Here is a 15,998-nt window from a genome sequence, read left to right as displayed (position 1 = left end):
TGTTCGCGATGTCCTCGCACACCTGTTCGCGATGTCCCCGGTCCAAACACCCTTGTGGGAGAAGGTGGCCGCGCAGCGGCCGGATGAGGGGTGTTCCAGGGAACGCCGACGCCTCATTTCTTCCAACACCCCTCAACCGTCTCGGCGCTGCGCGCCGATCCACCTTCTCCCACAAGGGGAGAAGGGACAGGCGCCATCGGCCGAAGGCCGAGCCCGCGACCGCGGGCCGCCGGCCGTCCGGCGCCCCCGCGGAGGGCCAGCCGCGGCAGCGGCGATACGGCCCGTGAGCGAAAACCAAATCGGCCGAAGGCCGAGCCCGCGACCGCGGGCCGCCGGTCGTCCGGCGCCCCCGCGGAGGGCCAGCCGCGGCAGCGGCGATACGGCCGGTGAGCGAAAACCAAATCGGCCGAAGGCCGAGCCCGCGACTGCGGGCCGCCGGTCGTCCGGCGCCCCCGCGGAGGGCCAGCCACGGCAGCGGCGATACGGCCCGTGAGCGAGATTAAGCCGCCTTCTTCTTCGGCTGGATCAGGCCCCGCTCGACCAGCAGCTCGGCAATCTGGACGGCGTTCAGCGCTGCGCCCTTGCGCAGATTGTCGGAGACGACCCACATCGACAGGCCGTTGTCGACGGTCGAGTCCTCACGGATGCGCGAGATGAAGGTGGCGTCCTCGCCGGCCGATTCCAGCGGTGTGATGTAGCCGCCGTTCTCGCGCTTGTCCAAGACCTGGCAGCCGGGCGCCTCGCGCAGGATCTCACGCGCCTCGTCGGCGGTGATCGGCTTCTCGAACTCGATGTTGACCGCTTCCGAATGGCCGATGAACACCGGCACGCGCACGCAGGTCGCCGTCAGCTTGATCTTGGGGTCGAGCATCTTCTTGGTCTCGGCGACCATCTTCCACTCTTCCTTGGTGAAGCCGTCGTCGAGGAAGACGTCGATATGCGGAATGACGTTGAAGGCGATGCGCTTGGTGAACTTCTTGACGTCGACCTGGTCGGCGACGAAGACAGCGCGGGTCTGGGCAAAGAGTTCGTCCATGCCTTCCTTGCCGGCGCCGGAAACCGACTGGTAGGTGGCGACGACGACGCGCTTGATGGTGGCGACGTCATGCAGCGGCTTCAGCGCCACAACGAGCTGCGCCGTCGAGCAGTTCGGGTTGGCGATGATGTTCTTGCGCGAGAATTGTTCGATGGCGTCTGGATTGACCTCAGGCACGATCAGCGGCACGTCGGGGTCGTAGCGGAAGGCCGAGGAATTATCGATGACGACGCAGCCCTGCTTGCCGATCTTGGGCGACCATTCCTTGGAGACATTGCCGCCGGCCGACATGACGCAGATGTCGGTGTCGGAAAAGTCGTAGGTGTCGAGCGCCTTGACCTTCAGCGTGCGGTCGCCGAAGGACACCTCGGTGCCTTGGCTGCGCCGTGAGGCCAGCGCCACCACCTCGCTCGCCGGGAAGCCGCGCTCGTCCAGAATGTTGAGCATCTCGCGGCCCACATTGCCCGTGGCGCCGACTACCGCAACCTTGAAACTCATCGAAATCTCCTGTCCCTCTCCGCTTGGTTGTTGGAGAAAACCCGCCGGCCACATGCGGGTTCCGTCCCCCGGGCCGAACCCGGGAGAGGGTGGTTAGGCCAAGGGAATCACACCGTTTTGGTGGTGGTTTTGGCCATGGTTTTGCTGGAACGGACAGACGCGCCAACGCGCCCGGCCCGATGTTCTGCATCGTGGCTGGGGGCATCGAATGCAAGAAGAGCCATCAGAAGGCCGCGCATCGAAGACGATCCCGTTCGGTGCCGGCTTTTACGCGCTTTGGTAAAAGAGTCAATTGGTGGGCTCCCCCTTCTCCCCTTGTGGGAGAAGGACAGGCGGTGCCGCTTGCGCTGTACAACGGCGGCCGCAAGAAGTACGAACGCCCAAATATCCTTTGGCTGGTGCAAGGGCCGGCCTTGTGCTCCATGACGAGCACAGAATCCCGAATTCCGAAAGAAGAAAATGTCCAGTTTCGAAACCATCGTGCCTGCGCTTGCAGAGGCGCTGCAAAATCGCGGCTATGTCGAGCTGACCGCCGTCCAGAAGGCGGTTCTGGCGCCCGAGCTCGGGCAGGCCGACGCGCTGGTTTCGGCGCAGACCGGTTCCGGCAAGACCGTCGCCTTCGGCCTCGCCATGGCGCCGACCCTGCTTGGCGGCGCGGAGCGCTTTGCCGCTGCCGCGGCACCCCTGGCGCTGGCCGTGACGCCGACGCGCGAGCTGGCGCTGCAGGTCAAGCGCGAGCTGGAGTGGCTCTACGAGCTCACCGGCGCCACCGTGGCATCCTGCGTCGGCGGCATGGATATGCGCGGCGAGCGCCGGGCGCTGGAACGCGGCGCCCATATCGTTGTCGGCACGCCTGGACGGCTGCGCGACCACATCACGCGAAACGCGCTCGACATGTCGGCGCTCAAGGCCGTGGTGCTCGACGAGGCCGACGAGATGCTCGATCTCGGCTTTCGCGAGGATCTCGAATTCATCCTCGACGCCGCGCCGGCCGAGCGACGCACGCTGATGTTTTCGGCGACCGTGCCGCGCTCTATCGCCACGCTGGCCAAAAGCTACCAGCGCGATGCCGTGCGCATCTCGGCCGCCGGCGAGGAGAAACAGCATCTCGACATCGAATACCGGGCGCTGAACGTCGCCCAGGCCGATCGCGAGAACGCCATCATCAATGTGCTGCGCTACTACGAAGCGAAGAACGCGCTGGTGTTCTGCAACACGCGCGCCGCCGTCAATCATCTCACCGCGCGCTTCAACAACCGCAATTTTTCGGTCGTGGCGCTTTCCGGCGAGCTCAGCCAGAACGAACGCAGCCACGCGCTGCAGGCGATGCGCGACGGCCGCGCCAAGGTCTGCATCGCAACGGACGTCGCCGCGCGCGGCATCGACCTGCCCAATCTCGAACTGGTGGTCCATGCCGACCTGCCGACCAACCCGGAGACGCTGCTGCATCGGAGCGGACGGACGGGCCGCGCGGGACGAAAAGGGGTGAGCGCGCTGATCGTGCCGGGCAATGCCCGCCGGCGCACCGAAAGGCTGCTGCAAAGCGCGAAGCTGACGGCGACCTGGGCGAGTCCGCCTTCGGCCGACGACGTGCTGCGCCGGGACGACGAGCGCATCCTCGCCGACCCCGCCTTCGAGGAGCCTGTGCGCGAGGAGGAGCGCGGCTTCATCGCCACACTGCTGGAGAAGCATGGCGCCGAGCAGGTGGCCGCCGCCTTCGTGCGGCTCTGCCGTTCCAGCCGCTCAGCGCCGGAGGATCTTCTCGACGTGGCACCGTTCGCACCGTCGGGCGAGAAGTCTGCGCGCCGCGACGAGACGCCCTCTCGCCGCGATGATTTCGGCGACAGCGTCTGGTTCTCGCTGTCGGTGGGACGCCGGCAGAATGCCGAGCCGCGCTGGCTGATCCCGATGCTGTGCCGCACGGGGGGCATCAGCAAGCGCGAGATCGGCGCCATCAAGATGCAGCCCGAAGAAACCTTCGTGCAGGTCGCCGCCGACTGGGCCGACCGCTTCCTCGCCGCGATCGGCCCCGACCGCAGGCTGCAGGACAGCATCGCCGTGAAGCGGCTGGACGGCACGCCGGATTTGTCGCGGGCCGGTTATCAGCCGCCGAAACCGGAGAAGAAGCCGCATCGCGGCAAGCGCGCTTTCGATCAGGGCGGCCCCGGGTTCGAGAAGCGGGCGCCGAGCGAGCGGCTGCCTGCCGGGACGCCGGAGTCAAAACCCTGGGCGAAGAAACCCGGCAAATCGAAATTCGGCAAGTCAAAGTTCGACAAGCCAAAGTTTGACAGGGTGAAATCCGACCAACCGGCAAAACGCAAGAAGCAAAAGAAGCGGCCGGCATAGGGTTGGAAGCCGGGCCGCGGCGAACGCCTGCATTCTCCTTTGGTAGCAAATCGCAACCTTCGAGATTGGCCGAAGCGTCCGACCTTCGTCATCCACGGGCGGAGCGGGAGCGAAGCGGACGCGTAGACCCGAGGATCCATTCCGTGACCTCGCGCGAAGAATAGAGACGACGCAGAACAGGGGCCGTTCTGGACCGCTGCAACGCGCATAGGTCACGGAATGGATTCTATGGTCTGCGCTGCGTCGCTTCGCTCCTTGCTCCGCCATAGAATGACGAAGGCGTGGTGCTCGCCAGGTTACGCTGCTGTGTATGCCCCTTGCGGTTCGCCGCGACTTTGAACAGTCTGGGCGTGCGCGGCAACGGGGGACATGGCAATGCGCGGCGAAGTTCTTCACTACGACCAGGAGCAGGGCTTCGGCTTCATCGCCGGCGCCGACGGCAAGCGCTACAGTTTCGCGCGCGAGGACCTGCCCCGCGAGATGGCGCTGGCGAGGGGAGCCGAGGTCGAGTTCCAGCCAAACGGCGAGCGTGCCGGAAATGTCTTTTCGGTCCGCGCCCGCATGACCGGACGCGCGGAAGGTGCCGCTCCAGCCGCGACCGCTCCGTTAGCCGGCAGCGCGCCTGCGGCGCCGGCGCATTTCGGCCGCAACGCCGAGAACGGGACGGCGGAATCCACCGGCCTGTGGAGCTATTTCTGGCGCGGCCTGACGACGAACTACGTCAACTTCTCCGGCCGCGCCAGGCGCAAGGAGTTCTGGGGCTTTTGCCTGTTCTGGACGATCGGCCTTGTTGTCGCCATCGGTGTCGGGCTGTCCGTCGACTTGTCGCGCAGCGATGTCGGGGGCGGCGGCGACGAACCGATCGTCATGTTCGGCCTTTTCGGTCTTTACGTCCTGCTCACGATCCTGCCCTGGATCGCGCTCATCGTGCGACGCCTGCACGATCTCGGCCTGACCGGCTGGCTCGCCATCCTCTGCTTCCTGCCCTATGTCGGCGGCCTCGCCACCCTGGTCTTCGCGCTGATCCCGACCCAGGCCGGCGACAACAAATGGGGACCGGTGCCAGTTGGAGTGAGGTTCTAAGCGCTAAACGTGCGCATTGCAATTTTCTGCAACCTTAGATAGCTTTCGTGGTGCTACGCAGAGGGGGAATGCAATGCGCGGTGCAGTATTTCACTACGATGAGGATCACGATTACGGGTACATCAACGGCGTTGACGGCAAGCGCTATATCTTCAGCCGCGGCGATCTGATCAAGGATATGCCTCTCGCCAGAGGCATGCTGGTCGAGTTCACGCCGGACGACGGCACAGCGCACGACATCGTGGTCGTGAGGTCACCCGCACCTTCGCCAAATGGCAGTCCGCAGCAGCATAGCCGCGCCACCGAAAACCGTTCCTCCAAGTCCATGGGACTCTGGGCCTATTTCCTGCGAGCTGTGGGCGACGACTACCGAAATTTCACCGGCCGGGCCAGCCGCAAGGAGTTCTGGGCGTTCTTTCTCTGGTTCTATGTCTTGTTCGGCGCTCTGTTCGGTTTCGGCATTCTGCTCAACCTGGCGATAAGCGGTTTCGATGACGGTCCAACGACTTCGATCGGGCACATTCCTGCCCTGCTTTTCGTGCTGGTAGCAATCCTGCCGTCGATCGCAGTGGTCGTACGGCGTCTGCACGACATCGGTCTGACCGGCTGGCTTGTCCTGCTTTGCTACACTCCGGCTTTTGGGGCCGTGGCCTTTCTCGTCTTCGGGCTTCTTCCCTCTCAATTCGGGGAGAACCGGTGGGGGCCGATGCCGGCCGGAGTCACGGTTTAGCGGCCGTCCTCAGCGCCTCGCCGGACAGCCTGAGGAAGACCTTCTGACCGTGGCGCTCGGCGCCAAGCCGGCCGTAGAAGCGTAGCGCGCCCTCGTTCCAGTCCTCGGCCGTCAGATCGATGCGGCCGATGCCCTTGGCGACGCAATGATTGGCGAGAAAGCCGATCAGCGCTCGGCCAACGCCTTTGTTGCGGGCGCTGCCGCGCACGAACAGGTCCTTCAGGAACATCAGCCGTTCGAGATCGATGCCGGGATGCGCGATCGCGACCGAAGCCAGGCCGGCCACCTCGCTACCCGCAAAGGCCAGCGCGAAATGCGGATAGGCCGGGCTTTCGTCGTGGAGCCACTGCCGTGCCACGTCCGTCGCGCGGCCGTGATCGAGCAGCGCCTGCCGATAGTGCGCCGCCATCTCGCAAAGCACGGTGGCGAGCGCCTCGGCGTCTTCGGTCGTCGCCCAGCGGACGTCGACCGCCATTTGAGCTAGCCCAGGAACTTGGCGATAATGGCGTCGCCCATCTCAGTGGTGCCGACTTCCTTCATGCCCGCCGAGAAAATATCCTTGGTGCGCAGGCCGTCGTCTAGCACGGCGGCGATTGCCGCTTCGAGCTTGTCGGCTTCGGCCACCATGCCGAAGGAATAGCGCAGGCACATGGCGAAGGACGCGATCATCGCGATCGGGTTGGCGATGCCCTTGCCGGCGATGTCGGGCGCCGAGCCGTGCACCGGCTCATAGAGCGCCTTGCGCTTCTTGGTCTTGACGTCCGGCGCGCCGAGCGAGGCCGAAGGCAGCATGCCGAGCGAGCCGGTCAGCATCGCCGCCACGTCTGACAGCATGTCGCCGAACAGATTGTCGGTGACGATGACGTCGAACTGCTTCGGCCAGCGCACCAGCTGCATGCCGCCGGCATCGGCCAGCATGTGGTCGAGCTTGACGTCGCTGAATTTGGCCTTGTGCGTCTGGCTGACCACCTCGTTCCACAGCACGCCCGACTTCATGACGTTGCGCTTTTCCATGGAAGTCACATGGTTGCGGCGCGTCCGCGCGAGCTCGAAGGCGACGCCCGAGATGCGCTCGATCTCGAACGTGTCGTAGACCTGCGTATCGATGCCTCGCTTCTGGCCGTTGCCGAGATCGATGATCTCTTTCGGCTCGCCGAAATAGACGCCGCCGGTAAGCTCGCGCACGATCAATATGTCGAGGCCCTCGACCACCTCCTGCTTGAGCGATGACGACGCGGCCAAAGCCGGATAGCAGATCGCGGGCCTGAGATTGGCGAACAGCTCCATGTCCTTGCGCAGCCGCAGCAGTCCGGCCTCGGGGCGCACCTCGTAAGGCACCTTGTCCCACTTCGGCCCGCCGACCGCGCCGAACAGCACCGCATCAGCCGCCATCGCCTTTTCCATATCGGCATCGGAGATCGCCGCGCCATGCGCGTCATAAGCGCAGCCGCCGACCAGCCCCTCGTCGGTGGCAAAGCCGCTGCCGAGCTTGTCGTTCATGGCGGCAATCAGCTTCTTCACCTCGGCCATGGCCTCGGGGCCGATGCCGTCGCCGGCGAGCAGGAAGAGATTTTTCGAAGCCATGGAGAACCGTCCGGAAAGAATGAGTTTCTGTTTGCACAGCATCCTTTGCGCGCCGAAGAGGCGCGCGGCGCTGTGCGGCCGGCGTCTTGCTAAACGCCAAGCGCTTGCGGCGCAAGGGGATGACGGGGCATTGCGACGCCCGTCAGGCGTGGCACTGGTTCCTCGCCCCCGCCGGAGGCGGGGGAGAGGTGTCCGCGAAGCGGACGGAGAGGGGGCCTTCGTAAGGCGCTGCCCCCGCTCCGTCTCGGCTTCGCCGAGCCACCTCTCCCCCCACTTCGTGAGGGCGAGGAAACCAAGCTGGAATAGCGTCGCGATCCTCAGAACAGATCGCGAGAAACCCTCACCGGTGCGACAGGATGTTCACCAGCCGCCCGAACGGGTCGCGCACATAGAAGCGGCGCACGCTCCAGGGCTCGTCGGCCGGGCCGTATTCGATGGCGAAGCCTGCGTTGCGCATGCGGTCGAGCGCCTCATCGACGTCGTCGACCTCGATCGACAGGTCCGGCACCGGCGTGCCAGAACCGCCTTGGGCCATGAAGCTGATCTGAACGCTCATTGTCTCGTGCGAGCCGTAAGTGGCGATCCAGCCCATATCCATGAGCAGATCGAGGCCGAGGACGTCCTGATAGAAGCGTTTCGCCGCCGCGATATCCTGTGTGGCGATATTGGCTACGATGCGCCGGACCTTCATGGCTTTGGTCCTTTCATGCCGTGCGCCTGAGCGCCGTCACCTCGATCTCGATCTTCATTTCCGGCTTGTTGAGCTGGCAGACGATCATCGTCGCGGCCGGCCTGATCTCGCCGAACGTCTCGCCGAGGATCGGGAAGACCACATCAACATAGGCCTGGTCGGTGATATAATAATGCGCCCGCACCACATCGGCCATGTCGAAGCCGCCGTCGGCCAAAGCCTTGGCTATTGTCGCGAGGCAGTTGCGCGTCTGCGCCTCGACCGTGTCCGGCATCGTCATGGTGGCATAGTCGTAGCCGGTCGTTCCCGACACGAAACACCAGTCGCCCTGCACCACCGCGCGCGAATAGCCGGCGGTCTTTTCGAAGGGGGAGCCGGTGGAGATCAGCTTGCGCATGGGGGGCCTCGCGATGTTTGCACCCGTCTAGCAGGGGAAGACCGGTCTGGTCGTGGGCCAAGCCGGTCGGACTATTGTCAGGATGGCCGGCGTAAGCCTTGGAGAATGGCCGCAGCCTCCCTCCCATCGTCATTCCAGGGCGGAGCAAGGAGCGAAGCGACGCGCGCAGACCCTGGAATCCATGCCGTTACGCCGAAGCGCCGCCCGCGGTGCAAAATTCTGCATCGTTGCGCCCTACGGCAACCGTCACGGAATGGATCCTCGGGTCTGCGCTTCGCTGCGCGTCGCTCCGCCCGTGGATGACGAAGCCGCGAGGGCCGCGCCGAAACCCTAATTCCCCGACCCCTGCGCCTCGTCCAGCGCCTTCTTGATATCCGCCGGCCAGCTCTTCACGTCGGGCCAGGCATCCGGCTCGGGATTGTCGCCGCGGCGGGCGAAATAGACCTTGTGCTTCACAGGGTCGACCGCCATGAAGCCGTCATTGCCGCCGCAGTCATGCGGCACGCAGCCGCTGGCATAGAAGGCGCCTGAGGCCGTCTTCTCGGTGCCGCCGCCGACCAGCAGGCTGGTCGCCACATCCGGCATGTCCTTGCCGAGCAGCGCCTCGGCCGCCTGGTAGACGGCCTCGTTGTGGAAGGCGTCGATGATATTGTCGTATTTCGACGGATCGACGTCCTTCCAGTCGGTGCCGGGTTCCGGCGCGTAGGTAAGCTCGCCCGAGATCGTCAGCCCGGTGGTCGGCGACCATTGCAGCGCCGGCTTGGAATCGCCCGGCAGGAGGTAGGGCACGAAATAGATGGCGGCGTCGGAAACCGCGGCCGGCGGCGCGCCGCATTCGTCCTGCTCGACCGTGGTGGTCTGGATCTCGCCGTCCTTCGGCTTCCAGACGATGACCTTGGCCGGCCCGCACTGGTTGCCGCCGTCGCCGACGTCGACCAGCGCCACGTTGACGTCGCCGATCTTGACGATCCTGTCGAAAAAGACGTCGTAGTTGCTGGCGAGCTCCTTGCCGTCATAGGACAGCACCTTCTCGCCGTCCTGTTCCGGCTGCGTGATGGTAAGCTGGCCGCCCTCGAACGGGATCGGCGCCTGGCTGTCATCGTCCGGCGCGGCAGCGTCGTCGCTGCCCGATCCCTGAACGGTCGCTCCCTGGTCGGAGGGCGTCTGCTGGGTGGCGGGCGTTTGCGTCTGCGCGCTTGCGCCGGCCATAGCCAGAAGGATTGCCGCCGAGGCGCAGGCGCCGGCCAGAAGCGAGCGTGTCATGACTGTCCCTCCATTCAGCCGCCGCGAACCCGGCCTGCGAGGGCCGGGCTATGAATTCAGACCGCTCAGGCCCAGGGGCGCAGTTCGGCGTTCTTCTTCTCGAAGGACGCGATGGCGCCGGCCTTCTCCATGGTCAGGCCGATGTCGTCGAGGCCGTTCAAGAGGCAGTGGCGCTTGAAGTCGTCGAGGTCGAACTTGACCACGCCGCCGTCCGGGCCGCGGATTTCCTTCGCCTCGAGATCGACCGACAGCGTCGCGTTGGAGCCGCGCGAGGCGTCGTCCATCAGCTTGTCCAGGTCTTCCGGGCTGACTGTGATCGGCAGGATGCCGTTCTTGAAGCAGTTGTTGTAGAAAATGTCGGCGAACGAGGTCGAGATCACGCAGCGGATGCCGAAATCGAGCAGCGCCCAGGGCGCATGCTCGCGGCTCGAGCCGCAGCCGAAATTGTCGCCGGCGACCAGGATCTGCGCCTTGCGATAGGCCGGCTTGTTGAGCACGAAATCCGGGTTCTCCGAACCGTCGTCCTTGTAGCGCATCTCGGCGAACAGGCCGGTGCCAAGCCCGGTGCGCTTGATCGTCTTCAGATAATCCTTCGGGATGATCATGTCGGTGTCGACGTTGACGATCGGCATGGGCGCGGCGACGCCGGTGAGCTTGGTGAATTTGTCCATGGTCCTTGCCCGTCTCGGTTCTGCGGGAATTGCTGGCGCACGCTTTACACAAAGCGGCGGGCAAATGAAAGGCAACTGTTGGCAGTTGAGTTTAGGCCATCGGACACGAGATCGGCATCGCCTGCTTTCAAAACGCGGGTCTTTCGTGCACCTTGGCGGCATGACACCGATTTCGAAGGTTTTTTACGCAAGCGAGCCCACGCTCGACCTCGCCGAATTCCGCCGCGTGCTGGTGGAATCCGGCCTTGGCGAAACGCGGCCGGTCGATGACGAGGCCCGGCTGAAGGCTATGCTGGGAAATGCCAATCTGGTGCTGACGGCGCGCCTCGACGTCGAAGGCAAGCCGATCGTCGGCGTCGCCCGCGGCGTCACCGACTTTTCCTGGGTCTGCTACATTTCCGAGCTTGCCGTGTCGGTCTCGGCGCAAGGGCTCGGCATCGGCAAGGGCCTGATGGACGAGGCGCGCCGCCAGCTCGGGCCCTCGGTCGGCATCAGCCTGATCTCGGTGCCCGACGCCGTCGGCTTCTATGAGCGCATCGGCATGAAACGCATGACCGACGCTTTCTGGTTCTCCCGCAAGCGCTGACGCCATTCACCGGCAAGTGATTGCCTGGTTCCGTCGCAATGCTTGACATGCAACCAAATGGTTGCATATTAAAGCCATGAGCATGGATGCCGTCTTTCGCGCCTTGGCCGACCCGACCCGCCGGCAATTGCTGGACAGCCTCTATGCCAGGAACGGGCAGACGCTGAACGCGCTCTGCGAACGGGTGGACATGACGCGCCAGGCGGTGACCAAGCACCTGGCGATCCTGGAGGAGGCGAACCTCGTCACCACCGTTCGCAACGGGCGCGAGAAGGAGCACTACCTCAACCCCGTTCCGATCAACGAGATCGCCGAGCGCTGGATCGGCAAGTTCGAGCGCCATCGGCTGGATGCATTGAGCAACCTGAAGAAACGACTTGAAAGGGAAGAGCCGTGAGCGACAACAGTTTCGTCTACGTCACCTATATCCGCACCACGCCGGAAAAGCTTTGGACGGCGCTGACCGATCCGGAATTCAACCGGCAGTTCTTTCTCTGCTCCTACCAGGAGAGCGACTGGAAGGTTGGGTCGAGCTGGAAGCTGATCTTTCCCGACGGCCGTGTTGCCGACTCGGGCGAGATCCTCGAGATCGACCCGCCAAAACGCCTGGTCATCAAATGGCGCAACGAATGGCTGCCCGAGGTGAAGGAGGATGGCTACACGCGCTGCACCTTCACCATCGAGCAGGATGGCGAGCTGATGAAGCTCGCCGTCACCCACGAAGCCGACGGGCCGCACAGGCTGATCGAGAATGTTGCCAAGGGCTGGCCGCTGGTGCTGGCGAGCCTCAAGAGCCTGCTCGAGACCGGCAAGGGTTTCGAGCGCCCGCCGTCAAAGCTCTGACGCTTCGTTTCGATACCGAAACAATCTCGCGTGGAGGCGGAAATGATGCTCGGACATTCCTCGCCGCAGGCCATGGCGAATGGCGAGACGGTCATGGCCTCGGCCGAAATCCTCGCCCCGGCGGAGCAAGTCTTTGCCGCGCTCGTCACGAATGGGGTCGAGCGCTGGTGGGGCTCTGCCGATACCTACCGGATGACCGGCTGGATCGCCGATCTTCGCGTAGGCGGTCGCTGGGCAGTCACTGTCAGAACGGCAGACGGCAGACGCCTGCCCGCCGGCGGCGCCTTTGTTGAAATCGAGACGCCGCGCCGGATCGTCCAGACTCGGCGGTACGACTGGGATCACCCGACACTGGGGCGTCACGAAACGACGGTCGCCTATCTGCTGGACCCGATCGCCGCCGGCACGCGGCTCACCATCTGCCATGGCGGCTTCGCCGGCTTCCCGGACGCGGCGGCCGAGCATGCGGAGGGGTGGGCGCGGGTGCTTGGATGGTTGCAGGGGTATTTCGGCGCGGGAAGGCAGGCGGCTTAAGCAAGAAACGCCGCGATCCTTCGCGCCCCCCTCTGCCCTGCTGGGCATCTCCCCCTCAAGGGGGGAGATTGGCAGCTTCGCCGAAGGCGCCATTTTTACAACGCTGGAGATTGGCGAAAGCCGCAGTGACATCTGATCTCCCCCCTTGAGGGGGAGATGTCCGGCAGGACAGAGGGGGGCGCTGTCCCGCCAGCGCTGGAGTGACTTCTCGTCACCCTACCCTCAAATCACATTCAGCTCCCGGAACGCCCGCCCCTCGGCCACGCGCCCATACCCGAACGCCGAGCAATCGATCGTCCTGTACCCGCCATGCACGATGAGCTCCGAGAGCGCCTTGCCGACCGCCGGCGCCTGCTGCAGGCCGTGGCCGGAAAAACCGTTGGCGAAGAGGAAGTTTTCGACCTCGGGATGCGGGCCGATCACCGCGTTCTGGTCGAGCGTGTTGTAGTCGTAGTGCCCGACCCAGGCGCGCGTCGGCTTGATCGCCTCGAAGGCGGGGATGCGGGTGGCGAGCACCGGCCAGATCACCTCCTCGAACAGCGGCCAGTTCACCTCGAAATCCTTTGGGTCGGGTGCGCTATCGCCTTCCTCCGGCTCGGCGCCGCCGGTGAGGTAGACCGAGCCTTCGGGCCGCACATAGATGCCGGAGGGATCGACCAGCAGCGGCATGTCGGCATATTTCTCGCGCGCCTCGAAGACGAAGACATTGCGCTTGCGCGGCTCGACCGGCAGCTCGATCCCGGCGAAAGCCGCGACCTTGCCGGCGTTCGGCCCGGCGGCGTTGACGATAATGCCGGCCTCAAGTGTGTCGCCATTGTCGAGGCTCACGCCGGTGACGCGGTTGCCGTTGCGCGAAATGCCGGTGACCGAAGCGGTGATGAGGTCGATATTCTTATCGCGCAGCGCCTTGCGGAACAGCGTCAGCATCGCATGCGCGTCGAACCAGCCTTCGCCGGTGCGGCCAAAGGCGCCGGCGGAAATGCCCTCGGCCGACAGCCACGGGAAGCGGCGCGTCAGCTGCTCGGCGTCCTCGAGCACGATGTCTGCGCCCTCGGCGATCTGCGCCTGGTGGTTGGCCTTGAGGATCGGCAGCCCGGCCTCGCCGGCGAGGATGAGATAGCCGCCCTCGCGGAAGCCGATATCGGCGTCCGCGCCAAAGGTTTCCTTCAGCCGCCGGAACAGTTTCAGCGTGAATTGCGACAGGCGGATGTTTTCTGGAATCGAGAATTGCTGGCGGATCGAGGCCAGGGACAGCGTCGTCGCGGCGTGGGAAAATTGCGGATCGCGTTCGATCAGCGCGATCGAGCCCGAGAACCCTTCCTCGCGCAAATAATAGGCGACGGAGGAACCGACGATGGCCCCGCCGATGATGACGATGTCGTAGCGCACTCTTTTCGGCTCTCCAGCTTAGAGCATGATCCCGAACCGAAGGTCCGCGTCCGCGAAAAGTGGGAACCGGTTTTCGGACAAGATCATGCTCGGACTCACACTCCCGGCAAATTGATCTCGAAGCGCGTGCCGCGTGCGGAGTCAACTATGCTGATCGTGCCATCATGCGCTTTCAGGAGGGCCAGCACGATGCCGAGGCCCATGCCGGTGCCGCCGGCCTCGCGCCTTGTGGTGAAGAACGGCTCGAACACTTTTGCGCGGTTGCTGGGCGAGATGCCGTCGCCGTCGTCGCCGATATGGACCGCCACTCCTTCGCCTGCGCTTTCGGCGCCGATCGCGACCTGCTTCGCGCCGTGCCTGGCCGAATTGTCGATGAGGTTGGCGAGCACGATTGCGAGATTCTCGCCGGAGATGCCGAGGCCGATCTCGCCGCCGGCCTCGATGCGAGCTTCCAGCCTGGTGTCGACCGGCAGCAGGGCCAGCGCCGCGTTGAGCGTCGTGCTTTCGCCGCTCGGCGCCATGTTTTCCGCGCGCGCCAGCTCGAGCAGGCGGCGCACCAGGAGATTGAGTCGCCCGGCATCGGTGACGATGTTGTTGGAAAAGCGCCGCCGCTCGGCCTCGTCCATCGTCCCGCCGGAATCCCTGAGCAGCTCGGCCGCGCCCTGGATCGCCGTCAGCGGCGATTTCAGCTCGTGCGAGACATGGGTGGCGAAGGTTTGGATGCTGTCGGAGCGCGCCTGCAACTTGGCGGCCATGTCGAGGAAAGTGGCCGACAGCGCCGCCATCTCGCGCGTGCCGTGATGGTCGAGCGGCTTGATCGCATCGCGATCCCCCGCGGCGATGCGTTTTGTCCGCTCGATCAGCGCATAGATTGGCCGGCTGACGGTGCGGATGAACACCAGCGCGATCAGCAGCGTGCCGCCGAGCATGGCGAGCGCCGCGAGCGTGACCTTCCCGCGCTCGCCATAGAGGTGCTTGACGATGTTGTTCGGCGTTCGCGACAGGTACACCACTCCGGCGACCTTGCCATCGAGATCGACCGGCATGGCGACGAAGACGCGCACCTTGGTGCCGCGGCTCACCGAATAGAGGGGCGGCGGCGGCTGGTCGGGGATCCTGAGACGGAGTTCGCTTGCATAAGAGCCGGCAAGCGCCTGCCGAACCTCCTCGACTTGGCCGAGCGATAAGCCCAGCTCATCGCCGCCGGCAATGACGACGCCATGTGGGTCGAGCAGGCGGAAGCCGGCAAGCGTCGTCTTCTGCGTCTCGTCGAGGATGCCGTCGAGCCGCGCGCCGATCGCGGCGAGAGCCGGATCGGCGGTCGCGGGAAGACCAGCCGGGCGCGTCGGCATGACATCGTCGGAGGCAAGGTCGAGGCGCGGCTCGATCGGCTCGTAGGGATAATTGGTATTGTCACGCACGGCAGGCATTTGCGCGCCGAGCTTTTCAGGCGGCATGCCGGCGGCGCGCACCGCGTCGGCATAGATGGCGGCGACGACCGCGCCCTGTGCGATGAGCTCGCCCTCGGTCTGGCGGATCAGCTGGTTCTCATAGAGCCGGAAGAAGAACAGCCCGACCAGCGGCAGCGCCATCACCACGATCAGGATGGCGACGACGACGGTGGCAAGCCTGGGCCGCCATCTTTCCTTGCTCAACCACCGCATCGGCCGAGCCGGAAGCCGACGCCATGCACGGTCGCGATCGCATCCAGGCAGCCGACCGCCGCCAGCTTGGCGCGGATGTTGCGGATATGGCTGTCGACGGTGCGCTCGGAGACATGGATATTCGATTGATAGGCATTGGCCTTCACCGCGTCGCGGCCAAGCACGTGCTGCGGGCGGGCGAGAAAGCCTTTGAGGATCGCGAACTCGATCGCCGTCAAGATGAGCGGCTGGCCGTCGAAGCAGGCGGCGTGGCTGGCCGGAACAAGCGTGAGCTTGCCATGCGCGAACTGCCGGCCATCCGCTTCCTCCACCGCCGCCGGGCGGGCGCGCCGCAGGATGACGTTGACGCGGGCGACCAGCTCGCGCGGGCTGAACGGTTTTGTCACATAGTCGTCGCCGCCCATTTCCAGGCCCAGGATGCGGTCGATTTCTTCATCCCGCGCCGACAGGAACAGCACCGGCACGTCGGAGCGCTGGCGCAACCTGCGGCAGACCTCCAGCCCGTCCATCTCCGGCATGCCGATATCGAGCACGATGAGATCGGGCGCGCGGCGCTCGACCGCCTGCAGGGCGGCGGCGCCGTCGGCCACGCCTAGCGCCTTCATGCCGGCCTTTTCCAGCGCGAAGCAGATGATCTCGCGGATATGCGGGTCGTCATCGGCGACGAGGATGTTGTGCGGCAT

At 65.1% G+C, this 15,998-nt stretch carries 17 protein-coding genes; 7 read left to right on the top strand and 10 right to left on the bottom strand.

Annotation, left to right across the window (positions count from 1 at the left end):
* Positions 1–499: 499 nt before the first annotated feature.
* Positions 500–1,534, bottom strand: a complete 1,035-nt coding sequence (locus RFM40_RS24895) for an aspartate-semialdehyde dehydrogenase (RefSeq protein WP_320228400.1) — start codon at positions 1,532–1,534, stop codon at positions 500–502.
* A 459-nt stretch (positions 1,535–1,993) separates the two neighbouring features.
* On the opposite strand from RFM40_RS24895, the gene RFM40_RS24890 reads away from it, so the two are divergent.
* From RFM40_RS24890 to RFM40_RS24880, 3 genes are all read left to right on the top strand, one after another.
* The gene (locus tag RFM40_RS24890) at positions 1,994–3,880 is read left to right on the top strand and encodes a DEAD/DEAH box helicase (RefSeq protein WP_320278459.1); all 1,887 of its coding nucleotides are present in this window, start codon (positions 1,994–1,996) and stop codon (positions 3,878–3,880) included.
* 375 nt (positions 3,881–4,255) lie between these two features.
* The gene (locus tag RFM40_RS24885; RefSeq protein WP_320273161.1) at positions 4,256–4,963 is read left to right on the top strand and encodes a DUF805 domain-containing protein; all 708 of its coding nucleotides are present in this window, start codon (positions 4,256–4,258) and stop codon (positions 4,961–4,963) included.
* Between the two features lie 73 nt (positions 4,964–5,036).
* Positions 5,037–5,693 (top strand): DUF805 domain-containing protein, encoded by a 657-nt coding sequence (locus tag RFM40_RS24880; protein WP_320228403.1) that lies wholly within the window; start codon positions 5,037–5,039, stop codon positions 5,691–5,693.
* Here RFM40_RS24880 and RFM40_RS24875 read toward each other — a convergent pair.
* The 6 genes from RFM40_RS24875 to leuD all read right to left on the bottom strand — a co-directional run bounded on the left by RFM40_RS24875 (position 5,683) and on the right by leuD (position 10,299).
* Positions 5,683–6,168: a GNAT family N-acetyltransferase gene (locus tag RFM40_RS24875; RefSeq protein ID WP_320228404.1), complete on the bottom strand. Its 486-nt coding sequence runs from the start codon at positions 6,166–6,168 to the stop codon at positions 5,683–5,685. The genes RFM40_RS24880 and RFM40_RS24875 overlap by 11 nt on opposite strands.
* Before the next feature lie 5 nt (positions 6,169–6,173).
* The gene (leuB, locus tag RFM40_RS24870; protein ID WP_320228405.1) at positions 6,174–7,277 is read right to left on the bottom strand and encodes a 3-isopropylmalate dehydrogenase; all 1,104 of its coding nucleotides are present in this window, start codon (positions 7,275–7,277) and stop codon (positions 6,174–6,176) included.
* Between the two features lie 340 nt (positions 7,278–7,617).
* Entirely contained in the window at positions 7,618–7,968 is a 351-nt protein-coding gene (locus RFM40_RS24865; protein WP_320278458.1) for a VOC family protein, read from the bottom strand.
* Between the two features lie 13 nt (positions 7,969–7,981).
* Positions 7,982–8,365, bottom strand: a complete 384-nt coding sequence (locus RFM40_RS24860; protein WP_320278457.1) for a RidA family protein — start codon at positions 8,363–8,365, stop codon at positions 7,982–7,984.
* Positions 8,366–8,695: 330 nt separating this feature from the next.
* A complete protein-coding gene (locus RFM40_RS24855) occupies positions 8,696–9,628 on the bottom strand; it encodes an Ivy family c-type lysozyme inhibitor (RefSeq protein WP_320278456.1) in 933 nt (310 codons plus the stop codon).
* Positions 9,629–9,693: 65 nt separating this feature from the next.
* A complete protein-coding gene (gene leuD / locus RFM40_RS24850) occupies positions 9,694–10,299 on the bottom strand; it encodes a 3-isopropylmalate dehydratase small subunit (protein WP_292118005.1) in 606 nt (201 codons plus the stop codon).
* A 160-nt stretch (positions 10,300–10,459) separates the two neighbouring features.
* On the opposite strand from leuD, the gene RFM40_RS24845 reads away from it, so the two are divergent.
* From RFM40_RS24845 to RFM40_RS24830, 4 genes are all read left to right on the top strand, one after another.
* A complete protein-coding gene (locus RFM40_RS24845; RefSeq protein ID WP_320278455.1) occupies positions 10,460–10,885 on the top strand; it encodes a GNAT family N-acetyltransferase in 426 nt (141 codons plus the stop codon).
* A gap of 76 nt (positions 10,886–10,961) precedes the next feature.
* Positions 10,962–11,282: an ArsR/SmtB family transcription factor gene (locus tag RFM40_RS24840; protein ID WP_320228410.1), complete on the top strand. Its 321-nt coding sequence runs from the start codon at positions 10,962–10,964 to the stop codon at positions 11,280–11,282.
* Positions 11,279–11,728: an SRPBCC family protein gene (locus tag RFM40_RS24835; protein WP_320228411.1), complete on the top strand. Its 450-nt coding sequence runs from the start codon at positions 11,279–11,281 to the stop codon at positions 11,726–11,728. Before RFM40_RS24840 ends, RFM40_RS24835 begins: the two co-directional genes overlap by 4 nt.
* 42 nt (positions 11,729–11,770) lie before the next feature.
* Positions 11,771–12,262, top strand: a complete 492-nt coding sequence (locus RFM40_RS24830) for an SRPBCC family protein (RefSeq protein ID WP_320228412.1) — start codon at positions 11,771–11,773, stop codon at positions 12,260–12,262.
* A 222-nt stretch (positions 12,263–12,484) separates the two neighbouring features.
* Here RFM40_RS24830 and RFM40_RS24825 read toward each other — a convergent pair whose 3' ends face one another.
* From RFM40_RS24825 to RFM40_RS24815, 3 genes are all read right to left on the bottom strand, one after another.
* Entirely contained in the window at positions 12,485–13,651 is a 1,167-nt protein-coding gene (locus RFM40_RS24825; RefSeq protein ID WP_320228413.1) for an NAD(P)/FAD-dependent oxidoreductase, read from the bottom strand.
* A 95-nt stretch (positions 13,652–13,746) separates the two neighbouring features.
* Complete coding sequence (locus RFM40_RS24820) at positions 13,747–15,243, bottom strand: ATP-binding protein (RefSeq protein WP_430691725.1); 1,497 nt, start codon at positions 15,241–15,243, stop codon at positions 13,747–13,749.
* Between the two features lie 59 nt (positions 15,244–15,302).
* The gene (locus RFM40_RS24815) at positions 15,303–15,998 is read right to left on the bottom strand and encodes a response regulator transcription factor (RefSeq protein WP_320228415.1); all 696 of its coding nucleotides are present in this window, start codon (positions 15,996–15,998) and stop codon (positions 15,303–15,305) included.

The sequence above is a fragment of the Mesorhizobium captivum genome, from assembly GCF_033977165.1.
Classification (GTDB): Bacteria; Pseudomonadota; Alphaproteobacteria; order Rhizobiales; family Rhizobiaceae; genus Mesorhizobium; species Mesorhizobium captivum.
This window is presented reverse-complemented; position numbering and strand designations above follow the sequence as displayed.